The following is a 26,532-nucleotide window of genomic DNA, read 5'->3' as shown; positions in this document are numbered from 1 at the left end:
CGGTCGACCAGAAGCTTTCTATCCGGGGATCGCGATGTCGAAGTGCATGACGTCCTCGCGGATGCCCAGCTTCGTATACAAGGCCACTGCCGGGTGGTCGCCGTAGTCGGCCTGCACGAAGATCACCCAGGCCCGGCGCGCGGCGGCGATCTGCTGCAGCTCGCGAATCAGCCCCGTCGCGATGCCCTGGCGCCGGTGCTCCTGGTCCACCGCCAGATCGTAAAGGTAGATCTCGCTGCGGGCCTGCTCGAACTTCGGTAACTCATAGGCGACCAGCGCGCCCACCACCTCATCGTCCTCGAGCGCGACCAGCGCGATGACATATTCGTTGCCCAGCAGGCGTCGGAAGTACTCCGCGTCCGGCCGAGATCCGGCGTAGGTTGGCATGTCGCCGAACGCCTCGCCGAACAAGGTGAGCATGCCCTCGGTCGGCCCGAGCGTGTCCGCGTCGAGGCGGCGGATCACCACGGCCGCTTTATTCGGCGTATCCACGTCCTGCCCCTCCGACTGCGACCGGATGGCGCCGGCGGCACGTCCGCGCTGTGATCCGAAGCCCTGCGCACGGCGTCTGGTGAGGCCTCTACCTGTGGCGGGCCGGCCGCGGTCCACCTGGCGGCATTGGGGTACTCCGGCCCACGGCCGCACCCGGACCGTCGAACCGGTCGACGTTGAGCTGCAGGTTGAAGACCTTGCTGTCGCCATCTTCGTCCACGTGCTCCTTGCAGTAGTTCACCGTGGCGGCGTTGTAGCGACTGGTGCCTTGCGAGGACCAACCAAACCCGGTGGTCATGCTGCCGGTCACCGGCCGCGCACTGCCGTCCACCGCCGTGGGGCAGGCCGAGTGCTGTGCGATGGTGCCCTCTTCCGTCGGCAATGACTTGTCGCCGTACCAGGTGCCGGGCGGATCGTTGCGGTAGGGGCTGGCGAACAGCGGCTTCTCAGGCAGCTTCGTGTCCAGCACGGTGCCGCTGTCTGCGGCATGGGCGGCCGGCATGGCGCTCCCCAGCGCCAGCGACAGAAGGAGAACTTTGCTTGCGCGCATGAGGAGCCCGGGAACCCTGCAGTCGGAGCAGAACCGGCGCCACGGCCGCGCGGCGCGATCTCACGCTAGCAACACATCATTGAACGGCATCTGTCCGTGGCCGCGCATGCAGATCGCACGCCGATTGCCGTCCTACGCCGATCCCGTGGTTAGCCCGGCTGGCGCGCGTAGCTGACGGTCAGCAATTCCCAGACGTGGCCGTCGGGCTCCTCCCAATAGACGATGCTGCCGCCATGCGCGGTATTGATCTGATGATCCATCGGCCCGTGCGGCATGCTCCGGTAGGCGATGCCCGCAGTCCGGATGCGATCGAGGATGGCTTCGAACTCCTCCTGGCCGACCCGGAAGCAGTAATGCTGCCTGGGCACGTTCTCGCCCCACTCGTCGAAGTCGAGGGTCAGGCCGTCGTTGAGATATACCGGCGAGAACGGCCCGACCCCGCTGGTCGCCCATGGCACGCCGAACAACTCGGCGATTCGCCTGGCCGACGCATTGCGGTCGCGGGCGGGAATGATGAGATGGTCCAGATGTGCGGTCATGGTGTCCTCTGCACAGCGACAGATCCGTGCGGCGAGCGATCCGGCTCGTTGCGCGCCCCGGGCGCCGCCTAGATGCCCCGCATGTCAGCATAGATGATCCAGGCGGCGCACACCGCCGCAAAGTAGATCAACCCGAGCAGGGAAATCACCTGCGATCTACGCAGTTCAGGATGACGCTTTCCAACACTCACCGCATACGACAGCAGACCAAACGTCCCCAGGCTCCGGCCTTCCGCCGCTGCCCGATGCGCGATGTGCACGAAGTGATAGATCGAATAGGCGAAAGGCAGCAGCACGAAGCATTGACCAATGGCCACCACGTGAGTGACCGGCAAGCCGAACGGATATTCACCAAATGCCCTGACCAGTACGGGGCGCACGTCCGCCGAATACGTTGTCCCGACGACAAGCGCGCACAGCAGTAACGGGATCAGGAAATTGGCCGGCTTCGGCTCCATCAACGGCATTTCACGGTAGGCGTCTGGGCTGGATTCGATTCGCGCCGGGAACCTGGCTTCATCGGATGCCGAATTCCGGCGGCGATGCCCCGATCATGCCTTGCCGGACGCGTCACGCAACGCCCGGTTTGGGAGCTTGGGCATCGTCTTGGGGGTTCTGTTGCGTCGGCTGATCCGATTCGACTTTTGCCGCGTCGCCTTCATCGGCGATGGGCACCAGCTGCTGCACAACGCTCTTCAGCGCGTGCGGGCCGAAGCCGAACAGTTCATCGCTGCGGGCTGAGACGATCATGCGCACCATGCCGCTGGGCACCATGAGTTCCATCTCCACCTGCCTGCCGTCGGTGGTCTTGCCGTTGAGGGTCAGCTCGATGAGCGCGCCGCCGGTGTCGATGCCGGTGCAGATCACGTGCTGTCCTGCGGGGCCATCCTGCAGGTAGGGTTTGATCGCATCGCCCAACGCCTCGAGCGCCTGCGGGAAGAAGAAGACCGCGTAGCCGTTGTTTCCGTCCATGCCTGCCGTCGATGTCTGAGCCGTTCTGGCTGACTGCATGATCGCAGACCTGGGAGCCACGGCGTGAGACGCGGCCGTTCACCGGACCGTCACGAATCTGCGATGCTTCGGGCATGCACCGCCGTCCGCAGCTCTTGATTGCCCTCGCGCTGTCCGCGTGCCTGCTGGCGTGCGCACCGCAGAAAGAGCCGTTCGCGCGGCTGGCCGGGCTGGTGCTCGACGAGCGCCTCCGTGAGATCAGCGGCATGGCCGCTTCGCGCGTGCATGAGGACGTGCTGTGGCTGGTCAACGACGGCGGCAATGACGCGGCGCTGTACGCCGTGTCGAGGCGCGGTCGCGAACAGGCGCGCTTCGTGATCGACGGTGTGGCCAATACCGACTGGGAAGACCTGGCCGCGTTCGAACTCGACGGCCGCCACTACCTGCTGATCGCCGACACCGGCGACAACGGCGGCCTGCGCCGCACGCTGCAGTTGCACGTGGTGGAGGAGCCAGCGACCCTGGAAGACGGTTCGCTGAAGCCAGTGTGGTCGATCGCGTTCCGCTGGCCCGATGGCGCCCGCGACTGCGAGGCCGTGGCGGTGGATGCGGCCGCGGGCCAGGTCCTGCTGGTTTCGAAGAAGCGCCGTCCGCCCGAACTGTTTGCCTTGCCGCTGCGACCGGCCACCCGGCCGCAAACGGCGCGGAGACTGGGCACCCTGGCAGGCATTCCGCAGGCCGGGCAGCACGAGCGCCGGGGCAACCGGGTGCATGCACGGCTGCACGGCCAGGTGACCTCGGCCGACCTGTCGCCGGACGCCCGCACGCTGGCGGTCATGACCTACGGCGACCTGGTGCTGTACCGGCGCCACGGCACGAGCGAATCCTGGACGAAGGCGACCAGGCGGCGGCCCGAGTTGCGCGCCCTACCGTGGATTCCCCAGGCCGAGGCCGTGGCCTGGTCCGCCGGAGGGCGGGGCTTGTTCGCCACCGGTGAATTCAGCCCCGCACCGCTGTTCTACCTGGTGCCCTAGGGAACGACCGTTTGTCGGATGCTTCTGGAATTTTGATATCAATTTGATATCAATATATCGCCCACCCGCTCCGAGGTGGGGACCTCCGAGATCGTCGCCATGAAAGAACTGCCCCTTCGCTCTCTGCCCGGCATCCCCTTCCTGCTGGCCGTGCTGGTCGTCGCGGTGTTCGCCGCCTGGCTGTTCGTGAGCGGCACCCATCTGGACCCCCAGACCGGCACCCCTTCGGCCACCAGGCTGGTGGGTGGCGTGTTACTGGGCGCGCTCGCGTTTCTCAGCCTGATCGGCCTGTACAAGGTCGAGCCCAACCAGGCCGCAGTCCTGAGCCTGTTCGGCAAGTACGTCGGCACGGTCAAGGACAACGGCCTGCGCTGGAACAACCCCTTCTATGCCAAGCGCAAGGTCTCCATGCGCGTGCGCAACTTCGAGAGCGGCAAACTCAAGGTCAATGAGCTGGATGGTTCGCCGATCGAGATCGCCGCGGTGATCGTCTGGCAGGTCGTCGACGCGTCGGAGGCGGTCTACAACGTCGACGACTACGAAAGCTTCGTCCACATCCAGACCGAATCGGCGGTGCGCACGATGGCCACCAGCTATCCCTACGACCAGCACGAGGACGGTCAGATCGCGCTGCGCAGCCACGCCGCCGAGGTGTCCCAGCACCTCAAGGACGAACTGGCCGAACGCCTGGCCGATGCCGGCGTGCAGGTCCTCGATGCGCGCATCAGCCATCTGGCTTACGCGCCCGAAATCGCCCAGGCCATGCTCCAGCGCCAGCAGGCCAACGCGATCATCGCCGCGCGGACCCGGATCGTCGCCGGCGCCGTGGGCATGGTCGAAATGGCCCTGGCCGAGCTGCAGAAGAACGGCGTGGTGCAGCTGGACGAGGAGCGCAAGGCGCAGATGGTCAGCAACCTGCTGGTGGTGCTGTGCGGCGAGCGCGCCACCCAGCCGATCGTCAACGCCGGCACGATTTACTGATGACGACCCTGTGCAGGAGCGACGTGAGTCGCGGGCTTTTCCCCGAGGCCATGAAGATCAGGAACTCGCGGCTGATGCCGCTCCTGCGCAGGCCGCCAGCCGCATGAGCGAGAAGAAGGCCTATCCGCTGCGGATCAATGCCGAGGTGCTGGCAGCGGCGCAGCGCTGGGCCGACGACGAGCTGCGTAGCCTCAACGCGCAGATCGAGTATGTGTTGCGCGATGCGCTGCGCAAGGCGGGCCGGCTGCCGAAATCCAGGCACGGCAACGAGGGAGAGGAAAGCAAATGAGCAAGCGTTGGACTTACCAGGTGGTCGAGATCAAGCCCAGCTTTTCCGGTCGCGTGAATGCCGAGGCGATCCAGGCGGAACTCACCAGGCAAGGCGCATCCGGCTGGGAGCTGGTGCAGGTGTTGCATAGCGGCCACAGCCTGCAGCCCGCCAAACTGATCTTCAAGAAGGAGTTGTGACGATGAACCCGGGCATCGGAATGCTCGCGGCGCTGCTGGCGACTGCAGCCTTCTTGACCGCACCGCCTGTACCGGCGCAGGACGCGCCATCACCTACGGCAATTGCCACACGGCTGCTCGATCGCATGAACGCGGGCGAGTACGCGCAGGCCGAATCCATGTTCACTGCCGAAATGGCGAAAGCGGTGCCCGCCGCCAAGCTCAAGGCGGTGTGGGAATCACTGCCTGCGCACGCGGGAACGGCCAAGGGTCGCGGAGACCCGACGGTGGACACGCAGGGCGGCGCGAGCCTGGTCACGGTGCCGCTGCCATACGAAAAGACGGGACTCGTCGCGAAAGTGGCTGTCGCCGCCGACGGCAGGATCTCCGGTTTCCTGATCCAGCCGGCACCGCCACCCGCACCGGCCCCACCTGCCGACGATGCCGGTTTCAGTGAGCGCGATTTCGGGATCGGCACAGGCGATCGCGCCCTGCCCGGCACGCTGGCCATACCCAAGGGCGAGCCGCCCTCGGCGGGCTGGCCCACGGTGGTGCTGGTACACGGTTCCGGCCCGCACGACCGCGACGAGACCATCGGACCCAACCGGCCATTTCTCGACATCGCGCGCGGCCTGGCCGCGCAGGGGATCGCGGTACTGCGCTACGAAAAGCGGACCCAGGCGCGTCCGCAGGATTTTGCGGAGCGGGCCTACACCATCGACGACGAAACCACGGACGATGCCGTCGCCGCGATCGCGGCGTTGCGCGCCACCGAGGGCGTCGACCCGAAGCGGGTCTTCGTGTTCGGCCACAGCCAGGGTGGCATGCTTGCGCCGCGCATCGCTCTCAAGGCCGGCGATGTCGCTGGGCTCGTGCTGTTCGCCGCGCCGGCGCGGCCGCTGCTCGACATCCTCATCGAACAGAACGTGCGTATGGCGGTGCTGGGCGACGGCAAGACCAGCGACGCCGAGAGAGCGGCAATCGAAAGGCTCAAACTGCAGGTGCAGACTGCGCGCAAGGACGGCGACGCCGCGGCCGACGCGCTGCCGATGGGCCTGCCGGCGAGCTACTGGCGCAGTACCGATGCGGTGGATCCTGTCGTCGAGGCGCGCGAGGCGAAGTTGCCGATGCTGGTGCTGCAGGGTGCACGCGACATCCAGGTGGTGGATGCCGACTGGCAGCGCTGGCGCGCCGGCTTCCACGACGATCCGAAGGTCGCATTCAAGCTGTACGAAAAGCTCAACCACCTTGGCATCGCCGGGGAAGGTGAAGGCTCGCTGGCCGAATACGGCACGCCCGGCCAGCTCGATGCGCAGCTGATCGCCGATGTCGCCGGCTGGATCGAGGCGCACTGAACGATGAAGCAGACCGCGCAAAGACGGGCATTCCAGCTCGCGCCGCTGCAACACTGGACCTGGCTGCTCCTGGTCGCGTTGTGGATGGGCCTGATGCTCGTGGCGTACCTGGGAGGGACGCACCAGCAATCGGCAGCCAATCCGGTGCCGTGGTGGCTGGTGGTGCCGTTCGCCACCGCGCTGCTGCCGGTCGGACTGGGCGTGGCGCTGACCCACCGCTCCATCGGCATCGAAGGCGACAGGCTGGTGATCGCTGCGGCGCTCGTCTTCGCTCGCAAGGTCCCGGTCGCCGAACTGGAGCTGGACAAGGCACGGGTGCTGAGCCTGGACGAGCGCACCGAGTTGAAGCCGATGCTGCAACTGGGCGGCTTCACCTTGCCCGGTTTCAACGCCGGTCATTACCTGCTGCGTAACCGCAACCGTGCGATCTGCCTGCTGACCGACCGGCAACGGGTGCTGGTGTTGCCGCGCCGCGACGGCCGTCTGCTGCTGCTCAGCCCGGAACAGCCGCAAGTCCTGCTCGATGCACTGCGCGTCATCGCGCAACACTGACCGCCGTTCCTCCTGCCAGGCGTGGCCAAGACCGAATGGAGGTCGTCATGCAATCAACGCGAAACCATTACGCGACCGTTTCCGCCCTCGTCTTCGCCCTGGTCGCACTCGCGCAGGGATGGCGCGCGATCGACGGCCTGCCGGTGCGCATCGGCGGCTTCGACCTGCCCGTCGGCGCCTCGGCGGCGGTGGCGATCCTGTGCGGGGCACTCGCGGTCTGGGGCTGGCGTTCGCGCTGAAGAAGCGCTGCGCTAACCTGTGCGCATGCGTCCCCTGCCCCGCGTTCTGCACAACACCGCCGAGATCGAGATCTGGCCCGCATGGCTGCTGCGCGCGCGCAGCAACTCCGACGCGCGCGCACTGTCGCAGTCGCGCCAGGTCCTGCGGCGCAAGCGCGACGGCCGCTACCTGGCCGCGGTGCAAGCCGGTGGTCTGCTGCCGCTGGTCACGTATCTGATGCGTGAACCGGGCATCGACACGGCGCTGGATCTGCTCGATGCGCCGCGCCATGCCCGCCCTGGGCTGGATCACGTCGCTGCACTGCCGCTGGATCGCCTGCACGACAGACTCGATGCGCTCGGGCTCGACGACGGTTATGGCGTGCGCAGCGGCCTGCCGCTGGTGCCCGAACCCGACTGGCTGGCGTTCGCCGGCTTCGACCGCTACCGCCGTCCGCTGTGGTTGCATGTGCGGGCAGCGCGCGCGTGGCAGCACATGCGCGATGCCGCGCTGCGCGACGGCGTGGTGCTGGAAGCGATCTCCGGCTATCGCAGCCACGACTACCAGTTGGGCATCTTCGAACGCAAACTGGCGCGCGGGCAGACGGTGCCGCAGATACTCGCGGTCAACGCCGCACCCGGCTACAGCGAGCATCATTCCGGCCTGGCGCTGGACATCGGTACGCCGGACGAACCGCCGGCCGAGGAATCCTTCGAAGAGACTGCAGCGTTCGCCTGGCTGCAGCAGCACGCCGGCGGCTTCGGCTTCGCCATGAGTTATCCGCGCGACAACCCGCACGGCATCGTCTACGAGCCGTGGCACTGGTGCTGGCATGCCGGTTGAGGTATGTCGTGGCACCCGCCGGGCATCGGCGGAACCTGGCGCAGCGGCCGCGTTGTTCCTGCCATGAAACCAGGTCGGCGCGAGTTCCTGTACAGCGGTGGCCTGGCGCTCGGGGGGATGGCAGTCGGGTGTGGAGTTCGTGAGCCGGCCAGCGCGCTAGTCGATGACGTGAGCGGCCTGAATCCCGTCGTCGTGGATAGTATTTTGCGGCCGACGCGCACCTCCGAGATCCAGGTAGCCCTGACGCGCACCCGAGGTACCGTCTCGATCGGCGGCGGCCGCTACAGCATGGGTGGGCAGATCGCCAGCGAGCACTCCCTGCACATCGACATGCGCTCGATGCGAAGGTTGCTGTGGCTCGATCACGAGGCCGGCGTGGTACGCGTGCAGTCCGGGATGTCATGGCGCGCCTTGCAGGATGCGATCGACCCGCACGGGTTGTCGGTAAAGGTAATGCAGAGCTATAGCAACTTCACGGTTGGCGGGTCGGTTTCGGTGAATTGCCACGGGCGCTATGTCGGCAAGGGACCCATCGCCGGAACGGTGCGCGCACTGCAGTTGGTAACCGCCAGCGGCGAGGTGCGCGAACTCTCCACCCTTCGCGAGGCCGATCTGTTCGGAGCGGTACTCGGCGGCTATGGCGGCTTGGGCGTGGTGACCGAGGTCGAACTCGATCTCGATCCGAATGACCGTATCGGGCGCAGAGCGGACCGCATCAGCCTGGACGAGTATCCGTCGTTCTTCCTCGAGCGCGTACTGGCGGACCCGGAAGTGGTGCTGCACAACGCCGACTTGATGCCGCCGCAATTCGATGCGCCGCTCTCAATCGACTGGAGGCGCACTGATGCGCCGCTGACGCAGACGCGTCGCTTGGTTCCGCGCGATCTGGACTACTCGCGCGAACAGACCCTGATCTGGTCTGCGACCGAATTGCCGGGACTTGAACTCGTGCGCGACCGCTTCCTTACCGAAAAGCTCATGCGCGAACCGGCCGTGACCTGGCGCAACCACGAAGCGAGCCTGGATGTGAGGTCTTTGGAGCCGCGTACCAGGCTGGTATCTACCTATCTTCTGCAGGAGTATTTCGTTCCGGTCGAAGCGTTTGCCTCCTTTACCAGGCAGATGCGCAGGATTCTGATCGCAAGCCAGGCGAACATACTGAACGTCTCGATCCGGCATTCGCCTGCGGACACGCGTTCGCTGCTGCGTTGGGCGGAGACCGACGTGTTTTCGTTCGTCGTGTACCACAAACAGCGTAGTTGGGCCGGGGCCGACGCGGAAACAGAGCGCTGGACACAGCGTTTAGTGGCCGCGGCACTCGACCATGGCGGACGCTATTATCTTCCGTACCGGTTGCACGCAACGCCGATGCAGTTCCGGCGCGCATACCCAGAGCACATCGCGTTCGCACGGATCAGGGACGCGATCGATCCGCGGAACCGGTTTCGCAACCGCCTGTGGGACAAGTACCTCTCCACCTAGCCGCGCGTGCCGGATGGCGTCGGGAGCAAGGCGCGAAGGGCCGAGCCTGCACGAGTCAATCCTGTGAGCGCTTGGTCGCAGCCTTCTTCTGCTCCGCGAAATCAGCAATCCGCCACAGGTACAGACTGGCGTAGGTGCGGTACGGGCCCCAGCGCTCACCGCGTTCGATCAGTGCCTTGGGTGCCGGCATGGCCTCGTGTCGGTCGACGCGCTGCGCACCCTTGCGGATGCCCAGGTCATCGACCGGCAGGATGTCTGCGCGGCCGAGGCGGAACATCAGCATCATCTCCACCGTCCAGCGGCCGATGCCGCGGATCGGCACCAGCGCGGAGACGATGGCGTCCGGTTCCATGGTCGACATCTGTCGCAGCGTGGGGATCTCGCCGCGCGCTTCGCGCAGCGCCAGGTCGCGCAAAGCCAATGTCTTGTTGCCGGAGACGCCGCAGGCGCGCAGCGCGGCGTCATCGATGCGGCCGAGGGTGTCGAAATGCAGACGATCGCTGCCGATGGCGGTTTCCACCCGGCCGACGATGGTCGCCGCTGCCTTGCCGCTGAGCTGCTGGTACAGGATGGCACGCGCCAGAGCGTCGACCGGGTCGAACGGCTTGCGCCAGCGCGGGTCCGCCTCGATCGGACCGATCCGCTTCATCCAGGTACCGAGCTTGCGGTCGCGCTTGGCCAGGTGGGCGAAGGCGGCGTCGGTGTCGAATCCGCGCGCGTAACGTGGCATGGGAATCAGCCGCGTACTGCGCCGACTGCATGCAACAGCCAGCCGGCGATCAGCAGGCCGCCGCCCAGCGGAGCGACGACGCTGCCGGTCCCGAACAGGGTGCCCGCCACCACGCCCCCGCAGAACAGCACGCTGCCGGCCAGCAGGAGGTACAAGGCGGTGCGATCGAGCAGACGTTCGGCATGCCCGGCCAGCGCCGCCAGCGCCAGGCCATGTCCGAACGCGAATGCAGCGGCGGTTTGCAGCCGCGCTTGCGCAAGCCCTTCTGCCCCGTGCGCCGCGTAGGCCGCCAGCGCCACGGCGCCGGCAGCCAGCAACGCACCGATGGCAGCCAGCCCGCGATTGCGACGGGCCGACGCATTTGCACTCATGTTGGTGGCTTGATCCAAAACCGTTGGCCAAAACGCAGCGCGCCGCGTCTGGGACGCGGCGCGCGCTCAAGTCGCGGAGACCTTACTTCAGGTCCCAGTACACGTCGAACTGACCCTGCGGCTGGTTGTTCGCGTCCGCAGTGAACGCCTTGTCGACGCCGTTCTTGTAGACCTCGTACGGGCGGCCGGTGGGCTCGTAACCCTGGGTCAGAGCCCAGGCGCGCACCGCATTGCGCACGTTCTCCAGCTCGGCCATGAAGCCGACATAGGTGGCGGTGGCCGCCCTGCGCGCCGGCTGGCGCACGTACTTCACCGGTCCCTGCAGCTTGAGGCCGGTGAGCTCGGGGCCGCCGGCAGCCTGGATCGGCGCCGACGGCAGGGCCGGGATCGGACCGACGGTGTCGCCGTCCTGGTCCGCCTCATCGCCCGCGTCGGCAGTCGCTGTGTCGTCCTTCTCGTCCTCGCCCTCGTCCGCAGCGCTTTCGCTGGCCGGACCTGCGCCGCGACGGACGGGCTGGACGACATCGAAGGTGTAGTTCTCGCGTCCTAGCTCGGTGGAAATGATGCGCATCGGCCCCGCCTTGGTCAGGCCGCTGGCGGCGATGGTGCGGTTGATCCATTCCATGTTCGACTTCATCGAATTCTGGATGGTCAGATTGTTGCGCTCCACCGAGCCGGCGGAGACCACCAGCAGATCCTCGGCCGGCAGGTCGACCTGGCGCAGGTTTTCCAGCCGCGTGCCCGCCATCTTGTAGTCCACGTTCGGGACCGAGGCGAGCATGTTGCTCAGCCTCTGCAGGCCCATCTGCATGTCGTCGCCGACGTGGCGGCTGACGTAAAGACCGGCATAACGGCCAAGGATGTCCCAGCCGTAATCGACATGGTAGGACTGGCTGATCTCGACGTTGCGCCCGCTGCGGCCGGTCGGCTTGAGGTTGAAGGTCATCGTCTTGTTGTGACCGCGCTGGACGTTCTCCACCGCGTACTTGACCGTCTGGTTCGGAACGGATTCGGTGATTTCCCAGCTACCGCTCCCGACCTGCGGGATCGTCGACGAGTAATCCATCCGTGCGCCCTTGCCCGAAGCCGGTCCCGACAGCTTCAGCTGCATCTTGGGATCGCGCAGCGCCAGCGGGTTCCACTGGCCGAAGCGACGCAGGCTGTTCAGGGTGTCGTAGACGATCGTCATCTTGCGGTTCGTCTCGACGGTCTCGCGCAGATTGCGCTGCGAAGGCAGCACCAGGCTCACCAGCAGGAACAGTGCGGCGACGATCGCCAGGGAAATCAGGATCTCGATCAAACGAGTCATTCAACGTTCTCCGGGAACTCTCATAACCGGCCGGGCCGGGGCGCAGACCGGCCATCCTAACAATTTGACGGGCGGGAGGGCGAGCATCGGGGCACCGGAATGGCCCCTGACGCTCGTTCAGGAGCTGCTGCAGTCAGCGCGCCAGGGACTCGACGCCATGACCACCGCGCAGCGTCGCAAACGTTAAGCGTCCGCAAACATGGCGCCGCAGGCGCGGGAGGAATCCCGGATTGTGGGCGTTTTCTACCGGCTATTCGCCCTAGACCCCTGCAGCCGAACGCCGCGCCGCGACCCACTCCGCACGCAAGACACGCACAACGCGCCGCAGCGCGGGAGGAGCCCGGATCGCGGGTAGTTTCCGCGGATTTCGCCTACACCAGCTGCAATTCGAACGCCTTCAACACCGCCCGGGTCCGATCCCTCACACCCAGCTTCGACAGGATGTTCGAAACATGGTTCTTGATCGTGCCCTCGGCCACACCCAGCGAATTGGCGATCTCCTTGTTGGAGAAGCCGCCGGCCATGAGCCGCAGGATCTCGGTTTCGCGATCGGTGAGCGGATCGGGTCGGTCCAGGCTGACGAAGTCGTTGCGCATGTGCTCCAGGCCCGAGAGCAGGCGCTGGGTCACGGCCGGCTGCACCAGCGACCCGCCCGCGGCCACGGTCTGGATCGCACCGACCAGCTGGTCCAGGGACACATCCTTGAGCAGGTAACCCTTGGCACCGGCCTTGAGGCCGGCCAGGACCAGTTGGTCGTCGTCGAAAGTGGTCAGGATGATGGTCGGTGGCAGCTGGTTGATCCGGGCCAGCGCCTGCAGGGCCTCCAGCCCGGACATCGCCGGCATGCGCATGTCCATGAGCACCACATCCGGCTTGATCTGCGGGATCAGCTCGACTGCCTGGCGGCCATCGGAGGCCTCGCCTACCACTTCGATGTTTTCGGCCAGGGCCAGCAGCGAGCGTACGCCCTGCCGCACCAGGGTCTGGTCGTCGACCAGGGCTACGCGGATCATGTCGCCTCCGAGGGGTTGGATTCGGGAATGGGTGTCGCGGCCCGGGGATTCACGACCGGAACGGGAATGGGGAATGCGGGCGCGAGGTCCGTCGCCTCGCCCAGGGGCATGCGGATGTCCAGCGCGAAGCCGGCTCCAGGCGCGGTGCGGAAATCCACCGTGCCACCATAGCTGGCCAGCCGCTCGCGTAGCCCGCGCAGGCCGTTGCCGAGCGCGTACTGGTCGCTGCCCTGGCCATCGTCGCTGGCACGCAGCCGGATCGCGTCGCCTTCCAGCGAATAGGCCAGCCGCAGCTGCCCGGCCTGGGCGTGGCGCACGGTATTGGTGATGATTTCCTGGGTGCAGCGCAGCAGCACGTGCGCGCGCTCGGCATCGTCCAGCAGGAAGGGCTCGGGCATGGTGATTTCCATTTCCAGCCCGGGGACGTTCTCGGCCAGGGGCGACAGGGTAGCCGCCATGTCGATGGCACCGCCCGAGCGCAGCTGGCTGACCGCCTCGCGCACGTCGCTGAGCAGCAGCTTGGCCAGGGTGTGGGCCTGGCCCACGTGCTCCTGGACCTTGCCCTGGGCGAGATGCCCGGCCACCTCCAGGTTCAGGCTCAGCGCGGTCAGGTGATGGCCGAGCAGGTCGTGCAGCTCGCGCGAAATGCGGGTGCGCTCGTTGACCCGGGCGCTTTCGGCCAGCAGGGCGCGGGTCGCGCGCAACTCCGCGTTCAGGCGCCGCTGGTCATCGCGCGCCTGGGCCTGCTGCCGCGCCACCAGGCTGGTGACGAAGATGAAGGCGCAGAAGCCGGCGTACAGCATCGACTGCAGCAGGGCTTCGGGCCAGGCGAATTCCAGCCCGATCACGAACAGCGGCGCCACCGCGAACTGGCTCAGGATCAGCCACGCCACCCCCACCCAGATCGGCAGCAGCCAGGGCAGCACGCAGGCCACCAGCACCAGCAGGATGCTGCCCAGGCCGCTGAGGCTGAAGTAGCTGACCGCGATCGCCGCGCCGGTGAGCAGCAGCAGGAGCAGGTAGTCGGGCCAGCGGATACGCCGCGTGTCCATCGCCCGCGTCAGCCACAGGTACAAGGCTCCGAACAACGCGTACGCCAGCCATCCATGCCAGCTCATCTGCGGCGGCTGCGAGCCGTCGGGGGTTTCGCGCGGGAACAGTGCGGTGTAAAGCAGCGGGACGCCCACCAGGGCCCAGGTGAACAGGCCGGCGTAGCGCAGCAGGCGGGTATGGCTCAGTCGACCCAACATGCCGCATCTTATGCACATATGGGGCGCAGTGCCGTGCACCGGAAGTCATGCGCGCCTCCCTGTTCCGGGCGCCCGCATGCGATAATCCGGCAACGCCCTGCAGCGCGGGCGAACTCAAGCCTTACGGAGTTGCAGGAATGTCGATCGCCATCCGCGACGTGCGCGAGCACGAGCTGGATTCCGTCCTTGCCCTGAACAACGCCGCCGGCCCCGCCATCCTTCCGCTCGACGCGGCTCGCCTGCAACGCTTCTTCGCTTCAGCCGAATATTTCCGCATCGCCGAACGCGACGGCGCCATGGCCGGCTTTCTGCTCGGGTTCGGCTCGCGTTCCGCGCACGAGAGCCCCAACTTCGGCTGGTTCCGCGAGCGCTATCCAGATTTCTTCTATATCGACCGGATCGTGGTGGCCAGTCGCCGCCGCGGCGGCGGCGTGGGCCGGGCCCTGTACGCCGACGTCCAGAGCTACGCCGAACTGCGCTACCCGCAGCTGGCATGCGAGGTGTTCCTGGAACAGGAGGCCGACCCTGCCCTGTTGTTCCATGGCAGCTTCGGCTTCCGCGAGGTCGGCCAGCATGTGATGCCCGCGCCCGGCGGGGGCATCCGCGCGGCGATGCTGATGAAAGAACTGTGCAGCTATCCCTGGGTGCACGACACCTATGGCGACGATCTGCCCGACGAGCCCTGGCTGGCGACCCGCAACGCCGCCGCCCCGCGACACAGGCAGACCGGAACATGAGCGCCACCGCGTCTGCGATCCCCAACTACGAGCAGGCCGGCGAGCTGAAGATCGGACAGGTCGGCATCGCCAACCTGCGGGTGCGCACGCTGGACGTGGACAAACTGGCTGCCGAAATGCGCGAACGCGTGGCGCGCGCGCCCAAACTGTTCGCGCGTGCGGCCGTGGTGGTCGATTTCGGCGGGCTGGCGCAGACACCGGACCTCGCCACCGCCCGCGCCCTGATCGAAGCACTGCGCGACGCCGGGGTGCTCCCGGTGGCGCTGGCCTATGGCACCAGCGAGAACGAGGCGCTGGCGGTCGAACTCGGATTGCCCCTGCTCGCCAAGTTCCGCGCCCAGTACGAAGGCTCCGATCGAGCCACCGGAGCGCCCCAGAACACCGCCGCCAGGTCCGCCGAGCCCCCGCCGCCGACCTCCGACGGCCCGGCGAAAACCCGCGCGCCGCAGGCGCCTGCCACGGCCACCACTCCCGGCCTGATGCAGGCCGCACCGGTCCGCTCGGGCCAGCAGGTCTACGCCGAGAACCGCGACCTCACCGTACTCACCGCGGTCGGCGCCGGCGCCGAGGTCATCGCTGACGGTTCGATCCACATCTACGGCCCCTTGCGTGGCCGCGCACTCGCCGGCGCGCAGGGCAACGAACAGGCGCGCATCTTCTGCCGCGAGTTCCATGCCGAACTGGTCGCGATCGCCGGCCACTACAAGGTGCTCGAGGACGTGCCGAAGGAACTGCGCGGCAAGCCGGTGCAGATCTGGCTGGAGACCTCCATGACCGGCGGCGAAGAACTGAAAATGGCGGTCCTGGACTGAGCCGGGCATTCACGACAAGAACAACCGCGCCGCGAAGACGGCGCATGACAGGAGAACCACATTGGCCGAAATCATCGTAGTCACCTCGGGCAAGGGCGGCGTGGGCAAAACCACGACCAGCGCCAGCATCGCCTGCGGCCTTGCCCGCCGCGGCAAGAAGGTCGCCGTGATCGACTTCGACGTTGGCCTGCGCAACCTCGACCTGATCATGGGCTGCGAGCGCCGGGTGGTTTACGACTTCGTCAACGTGATCCACGGTGAGGCCGCGCTCAAGCAGGCGCTGATCAAGGACAAGCGCTTCGAGACCCTGTTCGTGCTGGCCGCATCGCAGACCCGCGACAAGGATGCGCTGACCAAGGAAGGCGTGCAGAAGGTGCTCGACGACCTGGGCGAGGACGGCTTCGACTACATCGTGTGCGATTCGCCGGCTGGCATTGAGAAGGGCGCGTTCCTGGCCATGTACTTCGCCGACCAGGCGGTGGTGGTGGTGAACCCGGAAGTCTCCAGCGTGCGCGACTCCGACCGCATCCTCGGCCTGCTGGCCTCCAAGACGCGCCGCGCCGAGAACGGCGAGCGGGTCAAGGAACACCTGTTGCTGACCCGCTACAGCCCCAACCGGGTCGAGAGCGGCGAGATGCTCAGCGTCAAGGACGTGGAGGAGGTGCTAGGCCTGAAGACGGTCGGCGTGATCCCCGAATCGGGCGATGTCCTCAACGCCTCCAACAAGGGCGAGCCGGTGATCATGGACATGGAGTCCAACGCCGGCCAGGCCTACGACGACGCGGTCGCGCGGCTGATGGGCGAGGAACGGCCGATGCGCTTCACCCAGCCGGACAAGAAGGGCTTCTTCAGCAAGCTCTTCGGAGGCTGAGCGCATGGGCCTGTTCGATTTCCTCAAGGCGAAGAAGAACACCGCCTCGATCGCCAAGGACCGCCTGCGCATCATCATCGCCCAGGAGCGCAGCACGCTCGGCGCGCGCGACTATCTGCCGCTGCTGCGCCAGGAATTGCTCGAGGTGATCCGCAAATACGTCAGTGTCGACGTGGATGCGGTGAAGGTGGACGTGGTCAAGGAAGGCGAACACGACATCCTGGACATCTCGGTGGCGCTGCCGGACGAGCGCGCTTCGGCGGCCTGACCGGCGCTTTGTATTCGTAGGAGCGACGTCAGTCGCGAGCTTTCGGCTTTCATGCATCAGGATCAAGAGCTCGCGACTGGCGTCGCTCCTACAGTTGCTCCTGCACAGGACATCGACGTCCTGCGGATTCGCGGCATCGATTTTTCCCACGCGGCTGTCCTGCTCGCCCGCTACGGGCTGGCGCTCGAACGGGTCGCGGAAGGGGCCGCCATTCCCGGCAGCTACTGGGGGGAGTGCGAGGCCGGCCTGATCGGATCGACCGTCTATGTCCGCGACGACACTCCGGTGCACTCGCTGCTGCACGAAGCCTGCCACCTGATCGTGCTTCCGCCAGAACGCCGGCGGTCCGTGCATACCGATGCTACGGATTCGGTCGAGGAAGAAGACGCGGTCTGCGTCCTGCAGTCGCTGCTGGCTTCGGAACTGCCGGGCGTGGGTCGCGATCGCCTGCTGGCGGACATGGATGCCTGGGGCTACAGCTTCCGTCTCGGCAGCGCGCGTGCGTACGTCGAGGACGACGCGGAAGATGCCTGGCGCTGGCTGCAGGCCCGCGGGCTGGTCGATGCGAGACGCCAGCTGCGCTGGCCGGAAGCCGGCGCGACGGGCTGACAGCCCGCACTTGCAGGCGCGCGCGGCCACGGTCTAGCCTGCAGACATCCGCGTCTCGCCACGCCGTTCAGGAACTGCCCCGTGACCCATCGCCACGCTTTGCTTGCGCTTGCCATCGGCGCGAGCCTGCTCGCCACCACCCTCTCGTTCACCGCCTGCAAGCGCACGCCCTCGCCCGGCAGCGAACCGGCGCCGGCCCCCGGCACCATCGCAACCACCGCGCCCGAAGACGAAACCGCCGACCAGTTCGTGGCCCGGGTCAACGCCGAGTACAAGGCGATGTATCCGGAACTGACCGCGGCGCAGTGGCTCTCGTCCACCTACATCAACGACGACAGCCAGCTGCTGTCGTCCAAGGCCAACGAACGCTTCCTGGCCCAGCTCAAGAGCTGGATCGAGCAGTCGAAGAAGTTCGAAGGCAAGCAGATGTCGCCCCAATCGGCGCGCGCGATCATGCTGCTCAAGCTCAGCACCTCGCTGCCGCCGCCGAAAGACCCGGCCAAGCTCGCCGAACTGACCAAAATCGCGGCCAAAATGGAAGGCGATTACGGCGCAGGTTCCTACTGCAAGACAGAGGGCGACGCCAAGAGCTGCCGCCAGCTCGGCGAGCTGGAAGATGTGCTGCGCAGCAACCGCGACTACGACGCGCAGCTCGACGCCTGGGCCGGCTGGCACAGCATCAGCAAGCCGATGCGCAAGGACTACCAGCGCTTCGTCGAGCTGGTGAACGAGGGCGCGCGCGACCTGGGCTATGCCGATACCGGCGAGCTGTGGCGTTCCGGCTACGACATGACGCCGGCCGAGATCGCCGCCGAAACCGACCGCCTGTGGGGCCAGGTGAAGCCGCTGTACGAGCAGCTGCATTGCTACACCCGCACCCGGCTGGGCGCGAAGTACGGCAAGGACAAGGGCGAGGTCGCCGGCGGCCTGCTGCCGGCGCACCTGATGGGCAATATGTGGCAGCAAGACTGGGGCAACCTTTGGGACGTGCTGGAGCCGTACCCCGATGCCGGCGACCTGAACATCACCCAGACGCTGGAGCGCCAGTACCGCGAGAGTTACGCCGCGCAGATCGTCAATCAGACCTCACTGCCAGAAACCGACCGCAGCGAGGAAGCCGAGCGCGCGGCGCAGCTCGACATCGCCAGGAAGATGACCGAGCGCGCGCAGGACTTCTATACCTCGCTGGGCATGGCCAAGCTGCCGGCGAGCTATTGGGAAAAAACCCAGTTCATCAAGCCGCGCGACCGCGACGTGGTCTGCCACGCCAGCGCCTGGGACATGAACCTGGGAGGTGCCGATTCTAAGAGCCCCGACGTGCGCACCAAGATGTGCATCAAGCCGAACGAGGAGGATTTCACCACCATCTACCACGAGCTGGGCCACGTCTATTACTACATGGCCTACAACAAGCTGCCGCCGATCTTCCAGGCCGGCGCGCACGACGGCTTCCACGAAGCGATCGGCGACACCATCGTGCTGGCGATGACGCCCAAATACCTGCAGTCGATCGGCCTGCTCAGCGGCCCGCTGGAGACCGCGGCCGAGAGCGGCGAGGACGATGCGCTGATCAACTCGCAGATGCGCATGGCACTGGCGAAGGTGGCGTTCCTGCCGTTCGGGTTGATGATCGACCGCTGGCGCTGGGGTGTGTTCGACGGCAGCATCAAGCCCGATCAGTACAACAAGGCCTGGTGGGACCTGAAGGCGAAGTACCAGGGCGTCGCCCCGGTCGCGCCGCGCGGCGAGGACTTCTTCGACCCGGGCGCCAAATACCATGTGCCGGGCAACACGCCGTATACGCGCTACTTCCTCTCGCACGTGTTGCAGTTCCAGTTCTACAAGGCGCTATGCGACGCGGCCGGCTACAAGGGCCCGCTGTACGAATGCAGCTTCTACGGCAACAAGGCCGCCGGCCAGAAGTTCCAGGCGATGCTGAGCAAGGGCGCCAGCCAGCCCTGGCAGCAGACCATGAAGGAGCTCACCGGCGGCGAGAAGATGGACGCGTCCGCGGTGCTCGAATACTTCGCGCCGTTGCAGAAATGGCTCACCCAGCAGAACGCCGGTCAGCAGTGCGGATGGAGCGCGCCGGCCACGAATCCCGCGCCTGCTGCGCCCACCGCGCCGGAAGCCCCTCCTGCACCGACGCCTCCTGCGCCCGCGCAGACCTGAGCAATGAATCTGATGCGAAGTCGCCAACGCGGCTTCGTACGCCGCGCCTATAGCTGGAACGCCACCGCGCGCACCATGCCTTCGACCAGGTCGCGGCCGAATCCCGGGGAATCCGGCCGGTAGGGTTGCGCCTCGTCGATGCGACGGCGCAACCACCCGCTCAGCCAGGCGATGTCGTCCTTTCCATAGAACAGCAGCGACAGTTCGTGGTTGAGAAACAGGCTGCGCGGATCCAGGTTGGTCGAGCCGCATGCGCCCAGCATGTGGTCCACGACGAAGGCCTTGGCATGCGCCATGCGCGGCAGCAGGTGGAAGCGCACGCCCGCCGCGGCCAGGTCGCGCATGGCGCGCGCGCGGGCGATGTCGGCGAGCCGGTGATTGGACACCGCGGGCACCAGGATCTCGACTTGCACGCCGCGCACCGCGGCCAGGTGCAGCGCCTGCGACAGCGCGTCATCAGGCACGAAGTACGGACTCACCGCAACGATGGTGCGCTCCGCGCGGAAGCATGCGTCCACCAGCACCGCATGCGCGCAATCCTCCGGCATGTCGGGCCCACTCGGCAGCAGTTGCACGCCGGCCTGACCAAGCCGATCCGCAGAGGGCGACGCCGGACCTTTGAGCGCGGCTGCGCCACGGTCCTGCCAGTCGCGCTCGAACAAGCGGCCGGCATCGGCGGCCACCTCGCCATCCACGCAGAACGACAGGTCCAGCCACGCAGGCGCTCCGGGCGCGTCCTCGAAGTACTCGCGGGCGAGGTTGCGGCCACCGCTCCACAGTCGTACGCCATCGGCCACCATCAGTTTGCGGTGGTTGCGCAGATTGCGCGGGGTGCCGTCGGAACGGCCGAGCGGCGGCCGGAACCATTTCACCTGGATCCCGCGCGCAGAGAGAGCGGAAATATCGACGCCCCGTGAAGCCAGCCCGTCCAGCAACAGCCTCACGCGTACGCCGCGCGCTGCCGCGGCGGCCATCGCCTGCACGAATCCCTGCGCCACCGCGTCGTTGCGGCCGCCCAGGATGAACGTGGCGACGTCCAGCCGCTGGTGCGCGGATTCGATCAGGGCGAGCACGCTCGCCCGCGCCTGCGCACCATCGGCGTCGAAGCGGGCGCGCCCCGCCCGTGGTGGCGCGATCCCGAACGCGCAGGCCAGCTGCGCCGCCCAGGGCGCGTCGACCGGCGCGCGTTCGGGCGCAGGCAACGCCTGCCGGCGCGTTTCCTTGCGCCGGCCGAACAGGAAATACAGCGGCAACGCCAGATAGGGCAGCAGCGCAAGGCCCATCACCCAGGCGATCGCGGCGCTGGGCGGGCGCCGCTCGGCATAGGCGCGCGTCATCACCACGTACACCAGGACCGCGGCCAGACCCAACACGACATGCGCCAAGGTGCCGGTGAGCCAATGCATGCGTGCGATGCCGGCGCCTACATTCCGTCGACCGGCTCGAATGCGGCCGGTTCCTGCGGGCAGCGCGGAACGTCTCTGCTCACGACCGCCTCCCAACGCCAGAACAGCCAGCCGGCCAGGCTGAAGCAGGCAGCGCCGATCGCCAGGTGCAGGGCGCGATGGCTGAGCAACGGCGACAGGGCGCCAGCGACGATCGCGTTCGAGACCAGGCCGGTGAAGGCCTGCAGCGAGGACGCACTGCCGCGCTGGCGCGGATACATGTCCAGGATCGCCAGCGTGACGATCGGGAACACCAGGGCGATGCCGAATGCATTGAGGCTGATCGGCAGCACCGCCCACGGCGCCGTGGGCGCGGCGACCAGCAGGCTGTAGGCGATGTTGCACACGGCTGCGACGCCGCAGCAGGCGAAGCCGAGATTGGCCAGGCGCATGCCGCTGATCCGCCCAGCCGCGCGGCCGGAGACGAACGCGCCCAGCATCATCCCGCCGATCATGGGGATGAAGAACCATCCGAACTGGCGCTCGTTGAGCTTCATCAGGTCGATCACGAACGCAGGTGCCGAGGCGATGTACAGGAACAGCGCGCCGAAATTGAACGCACCGGCCAGGGTGAGCCGCTGAAAGCGCCGGTTGACGAAGATCCCCCAATAACCGCGCAGCAGAGGCCTGGCCTGCAGCGGCAGGCGTGCCTGTGGCGGATGGGTTTCCGGCAGTGCCCACCAGGTGGCGGCGAGCAGCAGCAGCGAAAACGCCACCAGGAACCAGAAGATCGCCGGCCAGCGTTCCCAGCCCAGGATCCAGCCGCCGATCACCGGCGCGATCGCCGGCGCGATGCCGAAGACCATCGACACCTGGCTCATCAGGCGCTGGGCGTCGTCACCATGCAGCACATCGCGGATCACCGCACGACCCACGATCAGGCCGACGCCCGCGCTCAGGCCCTGCAGCACCCGGAACGCGAGCAGCATCGGCAGCGACGTCGACAGCGCGCAACCCACCGAAGCCAGCGTGAACACCGCCAGGCCGGCCAGGATTACCCGCCGGCGCCCGATCGCGTCCGACAGCGGCCCATGCACCACGCTCATCGCCGCGTACGCCAGCAGATAGGCGCTGATGGTCTGCTGCATCGCCACCTTGTCGGCACCCAGCTGCGCGCCGATCTGCGGGAACGCAGGGAAAATGGTGTCGATCGAGAACGGCCCGAACATGGCCAGGCCGCCGAGCAGCAGGGCCAGGCGACGGGTGGACGGCGCGGATGTCATCCCGCGTCGCCCGGTCCGGTCAGCGGGACGTCGGGCGGTCCTTTCAGCTCGACCATGTTGCCTTCGGGATCGAACAGGTACTGCGAAGGCCCTTCGCCTTCGGCCCCATAGCGCGAGCCGAATTCGCCCAGGCGTACGCCGCGCGCGCGCAGGTGCGCGACGACCGCGTCGCGCTCGAAGGGGTCGACCCGCAGGCACAGGTGATCCAGATTGCGGCCCTCCGTTCCGGGCGCCGCGCCACCCATGCGCCCGAGCTTGCCCTCGACGTCCACCAGGTCGATCAGCGAGGCGCCGGCCCGCAGCTGCAGCAGGCCGATCGTGTCCTGGCGGCGCTCCACGCTGCAGCCGAGCACGTCGCAGTAGAACGCCTGCATCGCGTCGACGTCGCGGACACGCAGGACGATATGGTCGATCTGCCGGAGTTCGAAAGGCCGCTGCGCCACTGCATCTTCCTGTTGACTTGCCTGGTGCATGGTAACCAAGCATGCGGTGCGGCTTGTGGCACGGGACGCATTGACCCACCACGGGAACGAAACCCGCTTCCCTGCCGTCCACCGGCCCGGCCTGCGGCAAGCGACCCGCCGCGAGTGGCGCCTGGTGGCATCGCGTCGGGCCGCCGCCGGCTACCGGCTATAATCCGCGCCGTAGCTGGTGGGAGAAGCGACCGCATGCGCGTCGCTGCCGAAGGCGCAACCGCCCGGAATCGCTCAGGCCCGATACCACCGCCGCAAGGGATGGTCGTTACCCACCGGTAGCAGCCGCCCGACAACTCTGGAGAGATCGGCTGCCGCCGTATCCGCGGCGAGGCCGGCGCCGAAGGGGCAAGAAGCGCGGGGCCACCTCCCCATCCGTGCTTCCAAACTCTCAGGCGAAAGGACAGAGGGGCCCGGCTTCACGAGCACGCTCCCGGCATACGCCGCGCAACGGGTGACCCCATGTCCAGCCACCAGACCAGCACGCTTTCCCTCCGCGACCTTGAGCACCATTCGGCCTTCGTCGAACGCCATATCGGCCCGAACGACGACGAGATCGCCTCCATGCTCCGGGTGGTCGGCCACGACTCGCTGGATGCGATGACCGATGCCATCGTCCCCGGCGGCATCCGTTCCAAAGACGCTCTGGCGCTGCCCGATGCGATGACCGAAGTCGAGGCGCTTGCGAAGATCCGCAGGATCGCCGACCAGAACCAGGTGTTCCGCAGCTTCATCGGCCAGGGCTATTACGGCACCCATACCCCGAACGTCATCCTGCGCAACGTGCTGGAGAATCCGGCCTGGTACACGGCGTACACGCCCTACCAGGCCGAGATCTCGCAGGGCCGGATGGAAGCGCTGATCAACTTCCAGACCATGTGCGCCGAGCTGACGGGCATGGAGATCGCCAATGCCTCGCTGCTGGACGAGGCCACCGCCGCCGCCGAAGCCATGACCCTGGCCAGGCGTTCGGCCAAGTCGAAGTCCAATACCTTCTTCGTGTCCAGCGGCGTGCATCCGCAGACGCTGGCGGTGCTGCGCACGCGCGCCGAACCGCTCGGGATCGCGCTGCATGTCGGCGACGACGCGGACGCGCGCGACCTCGACGCCTTCGGCGTGCTGCTGCAATACCCCGACACCTTCGGCCGCATCAACGATTACACCGCCCTGGCCGAAGCGGTGCACGCGCGCAGCGGCCTGGTGTGCGTGGCCACCGACCTGCTCGCACTGACCCTGATCGCCGCGCCGGGCGAATGGGGCGCGGACATCGTGGTCGGCAACACCCAGCGCTTCGGCGTGCCGTTCGGTTTCGGCGGTCCGCACGCGGCGTTCATGGCCTGCCGCGATGCCTACAAGCGCTCGATGCCGGGGCGTCTGATCGGCGTATCGGTCGATGCCGAAGGCAACAAGGCCTACCGCCTGACCCTGCAGACCCGCGAGCAGCACATCCGCCGCGAGAAGGCCACGTCGAACATCTGCACCGCACAGGTGCTGCTGGCGGTGATGGCGTCGATGTACGCGGTCTACCACGGCCCCGACGGGCTGGTGCGGATCGCGCAGCGTACCCATCGCCTCGCCTCGATCCTTGCCGGCGCGCTGCGCAGGGCCGGGGTCGCGGTCGGCGACGGATTCTTTGACACCCTGCACGTCACCGGCGTGGATGCCGCGGCCATGCATGCCAGGGCGCGCGAGGCGCGCATCAACCTGCGCGCGATCGACGCAGGCAGCGTGGGCATCAGCCTGGACGAAACCAGCACGCGCGCCGACGTGGCTGCGCTGGCGCAGGTGTTCGGCGCCGACATCGGCGACATCGATGCGCTCGACCGCGAGGCCGGCGACGCCCTGCCCGCCAGCCTGCGACGCCGCTCGAAATACCTCACCCACCCGGTGTTCAATACCCACCACAGCGAACACGAACTGCTGCGCTACATGCGCGCGCTGGCCGACAAGGACCTGGCGATGGATCGCACCATGATCCCGCTGGGCAGCTGCACGATGAAGCTCAACGCCACCGCCGAGATGATCCCGGTGACGTGGCCGGAATTCGGCAACCTGCATCCGCTGGCGCCGGCGGAACAGACGCAGGGCTACAAGGCGCTGATCGAGGGGCTTGAGGCGATGCTGGTGGAATGCACCGGCTACGATGCCGTCAGCCTGCAGCCCAACTCCGGCGCGCAGGGCGAATACGCCGGGCTGCTCGCGATCCGCGCGTACCACGCCTCGCGTGGCGACCACAAACGCGACATCTGCCTGATCCCCGAGTCCGCGCACGGCACCAACCCGGCTTCGGCGCAGCTGTGCGGGATGAGCGTGGTGGTGACCAAGTGCGACAGCCACGGCAACGTCGATGTCGAGGACATCCGCCGCGCAGCGGAAAAGTATTCCGACCGGCTCGCCGCGATCATGATGACCTACCCCTCCACCCACGGCGTGTTCGAGGAGGACGTGGTCGAGATCTGCGAGATCGTGCACCAGCACGGCGGCCAGGTGTACACCGACGGCGCCAACATGAACGCACTGGTCGGCGTGGCCAAGCCGGGCAAGTGGGGCTCGGATGTCTCGCACCTCAACCTGCACAAGACCTTCTGCATCCCGCATGGCGGCGGCGGTCCGGGCGTGGGTCCGTGCGCGGTCAAGGCGCATCTCGCGCCGTTCCTGCCCAGGGCCGCACAGGACGATGGCTTCGAAACCGATGGCATCGGCGGCGGCGGCATGGTCAGCGCGGCCAGCTACGGCAGCGCGAGCATCCTGCCGATCAGCTGGATGTACATCGCGATGATGGGCGCCGAGGGACTGCGCAAGGCAACCCAGGTGGCGCTGCTCAATGCCAACTACATCGCCATGCGGCTCGCGCCGCACTACGAGACGCTCTATACCGGCCGCAACGGCCTGGTGGCGCACGAATGCATCCTTGACCTGCGCCCGATCAAGGACGCCACCGGCGTGTCCGCAGAGGACGTCGCCAAGCGCCTGATCGATTTCGGATTCCACGCGCCCACGCTCAGCTTCCCCGTGGCGGGCACGCTGATGGTCGAGCCGACGGAGAGCGAGTCGTTGCACGAACTGGATCGTTTCTGCGACGCCATGATCCAGATCCGCGACGAAATCCGCGCGATCGAGGACGGGCGCCTGGATCGCGAAGACAACCCGCTCAAGCACGCCCCGCACACCGCCACCCAGGTCGCGGCCAGCGAATGGACCCACGCCTATCCGCGCGAGCTCGCCGCCTTCCCGCTGCCGGTGTTGAAGCAGCAGAAGTACTGGCCGCCGGTAGCGCGCGTGGACAACGTCTACGGCGACAAGAACGTGTTCTGCAGCTGCGTGCCGGTGGAAGCGTTCAAGGGCGAGATCGAGGCCTTCAGCGAGCCGAACGTGGTCTGATCGACCTGCGCCGCGAGCGGGGTTCGCGCTACTCGCGCGGGCGCCGCCAGCAGCCCGAACCTGCCGCCGCCTGACGACCGCCGGGTGTTCGACGAAAGCCGCCTCCGGGCGGCTTTCTTATTGGCCGCGATGGCGTTGGCGACCCCTCGATGCCGTCGACGGGGTTGGCGGGCCATCCACGGCGGCGGGGCGGGAAACCAGCATGTTTGATGCGCAACCGCGGAAGGCGGACCTGGGCCTGCCCTACGGTGCCAGCGTGCCCGCGCCTTGTCGTGTGCCGGGTATCGAAGCCGCCCTTCGACTTCGCGCCTGCGGCGCTACGCTCAGGACTAACGGCTCGGGGACGGCGGGCGACTTGGGAAAGCCCCGGACCTTCCAGCTCAAGCTGGCCCCAGGAAAAGAAACCGTTCGCCCTGAGCGTAG

28 protein-coding genes, 1 pseudogene and 2 riboswitches are annotated in these 26,532 nt (G+C 67.2%); of the genes and pseudogenes, 16 read left to right on the top strand and 13 right to left on the bottom strand.

What is annotated here, in order from left to right:
* Nucleotides 1–18: 18 nt before the first annotated feature.
* The 5 genes from MC375_RS10165 to MC375_RS10145 all read right to left on the bottom strand — a co-directional run bounded on the left by MC375_RS10165 (nucleotide 19) and on the right by MC375_RS10145 (nucleotide 2,553).
* A complete protein-coding gene (locus MC375_RS10165) occupies nucleotides 19–468 on the bottom strand; it encodes an AAC(3)-I family aminoglycoside N-acetyltransferase (protein WP_343223571.1) in 450 nt (149 codons plus the stop codon).
* Nucleotides 469–580: 112 nt separating this feature from the next.
* Nucleotides 581–994 (bottom strand): hypothetical protein, encoded by a 414-nt coding sequence (locus MC375_RS10160; protein WP_242103279.1) that lies wholly within the window; start codon nucleotides 992–994, stop codon nucleotides 581–583.
* Between the two features lie 197 nt (nucleotides 995–1,191).
* Nucleotides 1,192–1,581, bottom strand: a complete 390-nt coding sequence (locus MC375_RS10155) for a VOC family protein (protein WP_242103278.1) — start codon at nucleotides 1,579–1,581, stop codon at nucleotides 1,192–1,194.
* Between the two features lie 68 nt (nucleotides 1,582–1,649).
* The gene (locus MC375_RS10150; protein WP_242103276.1) at nucleotides 1,650–2,039 is read right to left on the bottom strand and encodes a hypothetical protein; all 390 of its coding nucleotides are present in this window, start codon (nucleotides 2,037–2,039) and stop codon (nucleotides 1,650–1,652) included.
* A 112-nt stretch (nucleotides 2,040–2,151) separates the two neighbouring features.
* Nucleotides 2,152–2,553: a hypothetical protein gene (locus MC375_RS10145; RefSeq protein ID WP_242103274.1), complete on the bottom strand. Its 402-nt coding sequence runs from the start codon at nucleotides 2,551–2,553 to the stop codon at nucleotides 2,152–2,154.
* Between the two features lie 113 nt (nucleotides 2,554–2,666).
* Here MC375_RS10145 and MC375_RS10140 point away from each other — a divergent pair, with 113 nt between their 5' ends.
* From MC375_RS10140 to MC375_RS10100, 9 genes are all read left to right on the top strand, one after another.
* Nucleotides 2,667–3,566: a hypothetical protein gene (locus MC375_RS10140; RefSeq protein WP_242103273.1), complete on the top strand. Its 900-nt coding sequence runs from the start codon at nucleotides 2,667–2,669 to the stop codon at nucleotides 3,564–3,566.
* A gap of 99 nt (nucleotides 3,567–3,665) precedes the next feature.
* Entirely contained in the window at nucleotides 3,666–4,547 is an 882-nt protein-coding gene (locus tag MC375_RS10135) for an SPFH domain-containing protein (RefSeq protein WP_242103271.1), read from the top strand.
* Nucleotides 4,548–4,650: 103 nt separating this feature from the next.
* Nucleotides 4,651–4,836, top strand: a complete 186-nt coding sequence (locus tag MC375_RS10130) for an Arc family DNA binding domain-containing protein (RefSeq protein WP_242103270.1) — start codon at nucleotides 4,651–4,653, stop codon at nucleotides 4,834–4,836.
* Complete coding sequence (locus MC375_RS10125) at nucleotides 4,833–5,015, top strand: DUF4177 domain-containing protein (protein WP_242103268.1); 183 nt, start codon at nucleotides 4,833–4,835, stop codon at nucleotides 5,013–5,015. Before MC375_RS10130 ends, MC375_RS10125 begins: the two co-directional genes overlap by 4 nt.
* Nucleotides 5,016–5,017: 2 nt before the next feature.
* Entirely contained in the window at nucleotides 5,018–6,349 is a 1,332-nt protein-coding gene (locus MC375_RS10120) for an alpha/beta fold hydrolase (RefSeq protein WP_242103266.1), read from the top strand.
* A 3-nt stretch (nucleotides 6,350–6,352) separates the two neighbouring features.
* A complete protein-coding gene (locus MC375_RS10115; protein ID WP_242103265.1) occupies nucleotides 6,353–6,901 on the top strand; it encodes a hypothetical protein in 549 nt (182 codons plus the stop codon).
* A gap of 47 nt (nucleotides 6,902–6,948) precedes the next feature.
* Entirely contained in the window at nucleotides 6,949–7,140 is a 192-nt protein-coding gene (locus tag MC375_RS10110) for a hypothetical protein (RefSeq protein ID WP_242103263.1), read from the top strand.
* A gap of 25 nt (nucleotides 7,141–7,165) precedes the next feature.
* Nucleotides 7,166–7,963, top strand: a complete 798-nt coding sequence (locus tag MC375_RS10105) for a M15 family metallopeptidase (protein WP_242103262.1) — start codon at nucleotides 7,166–7,168, stop codon at nucleotides 7,961–7,963.
* 3 nt (nucleotides 7,964–7,966) lie between these two features.
* A complete protein-coding gene (locus MC375_RS10100) occupies nucleotides 7,967–9,445 on the top strand; it encodes an FAD-binding oxidoreductase (RefSeq protein WP_242103260.1) in 1,479 nt (492 codons plus the stop codon).
* 55 nt (nucleotides 9,446–9,500) lie between these two features.
* On the opposite strand, the gene MC375_RS10095 is transcribed toward MC375_RS10100, so the two are convergent.
* The 5 genes and pseudogenes from MC375_RS10095 to MC375_RS10075 all read right to left on the bottom strand — a co-directional run.
* Complete coding sequence (locus tag MC375_RS10095) at nucleotides 9,501–10,175, bottom strand: DNA-3-methyladenine glycosylase 2 family protein (protein ID WP_242103259.1); 675 nt, start codon at nucleotides 10,173–10,175, stop codon at nucleotides 9,501–9,503.
* A 5-nt stretch (nucleotides 10,176–10,180) separates the two neighbouring features.
* On the bottom strand, nucleotides 10,181–10,546 hold the full coding sequence (locus MC375_RS10090) for a DUF423 domain-containing protein (RefSeq protein ID WP_242103258.1): 366 nt from the start codon (nucleotides 10,544–10,546) through the stop codon (nucleotides 10,181–10,183).
* 82 nt (nucleotides 10,547–10,628) lie between these two features.
* Complete coding sequence (locus MC375_RS10085; RefSeq protein ID WP_242103257.1) at nucleotides 10,629–11,855, bottom strand: polyketide cyclase; 1,227 nt, start codon at nucleotides 11,853–11,855, stop codon at nucleotides 10,629–10,631.
* A 371-nt stretch (nucleotides 11,856–12,226) separates the two neighbouring features.
* Entirely contained in the window at nucleotides 12,227–12,868 is a 642-nt protein-coding gene (locus tag MC375_RS10080) for a response regulator transcription factor (protein ID WP_242103256.1), read from the bottom strand.
* 104 nt (nucleotides 12,869–12,972) lie between these two features.
* Nucleotides 12,973–14,118, bottom strand: a pseudogene (locus MC375_RS10075) (histidine kinase); the annotation flags it as partial.
* A gap of 137 nt (nucleotides 14,119–14,255) precedes the next feature.
* Here MC375_RS10075 and MC375_RS10070 point away from each other — a divergent pair.
* From MC375_RS10070 to MC375_RS10045, 6 genes are all read left to right on the top strand, one after another.
* Nucleotides 14,256–14,855: a GNAT family N-acetyltransferase gene (locus MC375_RS10070; RefSeq protein WP_242103255.1), complete on the top strand. Its 600-nt coding sequence runs from the start codon at nucleotides 14,256–14,258 to the stop codon at nucleotides 14,853–14,855.
* Nucleotides 14,852–15,667, top strand: a complete 816-nt coding sequence (gene minC / locus MC375_RS10065; protein WP_242103254.1) for a septum site-determining protein MinC — start codon at nucleotides 14,852–14,854, stop codon at nucleotides 15,665–15,667. The genes MC375_RS10070 and minC overlap by 4 nt, the downstream gene beginning before the upstream one ends.
* A gap of 61 nt (nucleotides 15,668–15,728) precedes the next feature.
* Nucleotides 15,729–16,538 (top strand): septum site-determining protein MinD, encoded by an 810-nt coding sequence (gene minD / locus MC375_RS10060; protein WP_242103252.1) that lies wholly within the window; start codon nucleotides 15,729–15,731, stop codon nucleotides 16,536–16,538.
* Between the two features lie 4 nt (nucleotides 16,539–16,542).
* Nucleotides 16,543–16,806, top strand: coding sequence for a cell division topological specificity factor MinE (minE, locus tag MC375_RS10055; protein ID WP_242103250.1), 264 nt, complete (start codon nucleotides 16,543–16,545; stop codon nucleotides 16,804–16,806).
* A gap of 51 nt (nucleotides 16,807–16,857) precedes the next feature.
* The gene (locus MC375_RS10050; RefSeq protein WP_242103249.1) at nucleotides 16,858–17,415 is read left to right on the top strand and encodes a hypothetical protein; all 558 of its coding nucleotides are present in this window, start codon (nucleotides 16,858–16,860) and stop codon (nucleotides 17,413–17,415) included.
* An 81-nt stretch (nucleotides 17,416–17,496) separates the two neighbouring features.
* Nucleotides 17,497–19,587 carry a M2 family metallopeptidase gene (locus tag MC375_RS10045; RefSeq protein WP_242103247.1) on the top strand — a complete coding sequence of 697 codons (2,091 nt, stop codon included), beginning with the start codon at nucleotides 17,497–17,499 and terminating at the stop codon, nucleotides 19,585–19,587.
* Between the two features lie 47 nt (nucleotides 19,588–19,634).
* Here MC375_RS10045 and MC375_RS10040 read toward each other — a convergent pair whose 3' ends face one another.
* From MC375_RS10040 to MC375_RS10030, 3 genes are read right to left on the bottom strand one after another with little or no spacing between them, the layout of a single operon-like run.
* On the bottom strand, nucleotides 19,635–20,993 hold the full coding sequence (locus tag MC375_RS10040) for a phospholipase D-like domain-containing protein (RefSeq protein ID WP_242103245.1): 1,359 nt from the start codon (nucleotides 20,991–20,993) through the stop codon (nucleotides 19,635–19,637).
* Between the two features lie 17 nt (nucleotides 20,994–21,010).
* Nucleotides 21,011–22,255 (bottom strand): multidrug effflux MFS transporter, encoded by a 1,245-nt coding sequence (locus MC375_RS10035; protein WP_242103244.1) that lies wholly within the window; start codon nucleotides 22,253–22,255, stop codon nucleotides 21,011–21,013.
* Entirely contained in the window at nucleotides 22,252–22,698 is a 447-nt protein-coding gene (locus tag MC375_RS10030; protein ID WP_345779278.1) for a VOC family protein, read from the bottom strand. The genes MC375_RS10035 and MC375_RS10030 overlap by 4 nt, the downstream gene beginning before the upstream one ends.
* 199 nt (nucleotides 22,699–22,897) lie before the next feature.
* Nucleotides 22,898–22,987, top strand: a riboswitch (glycine riboswitch).
* Between the two features lie 29 nt (nucleotides 22,988–23,016).
* Nucleotides 23,017–23,145: riboswitch (glycine riboswitch) on the top strand.
* A 45-nt stretch (nucleotides 23,146–23,190) separates the two neighbouring features.
* On the opposite strand from MC375_RS10030, the gene gcvP reads away from it, so the two are divergent.
* Nucleotides 23,191–26,109 (top strand): aminomethyl-transferring glycine dehydrogenase, encoded by a 2,919-nt coding sequence (gene gcvP, locus MC375_RS10025; protein WP_242103243.1) that lies wholly within the window; start codon nucleotides 23,191–23,193, stop codon nucleotides 26,107–26,109.
* Nucleotides 26,110–26,532: the final 423 nt, after the last annotated feature.

This window comes from Lysobacter sp. M2-1, from assembly GCF_022662495.1.
Lineage (GTDB): Bacteria > Pseudomonadota > Gammaproteobacteria > Xanthomonadales > Xanthomonadaceae > JAKPBU01.
This window is presented reverse-complemented; position numbering and strand designations above follow the sequence as displayed.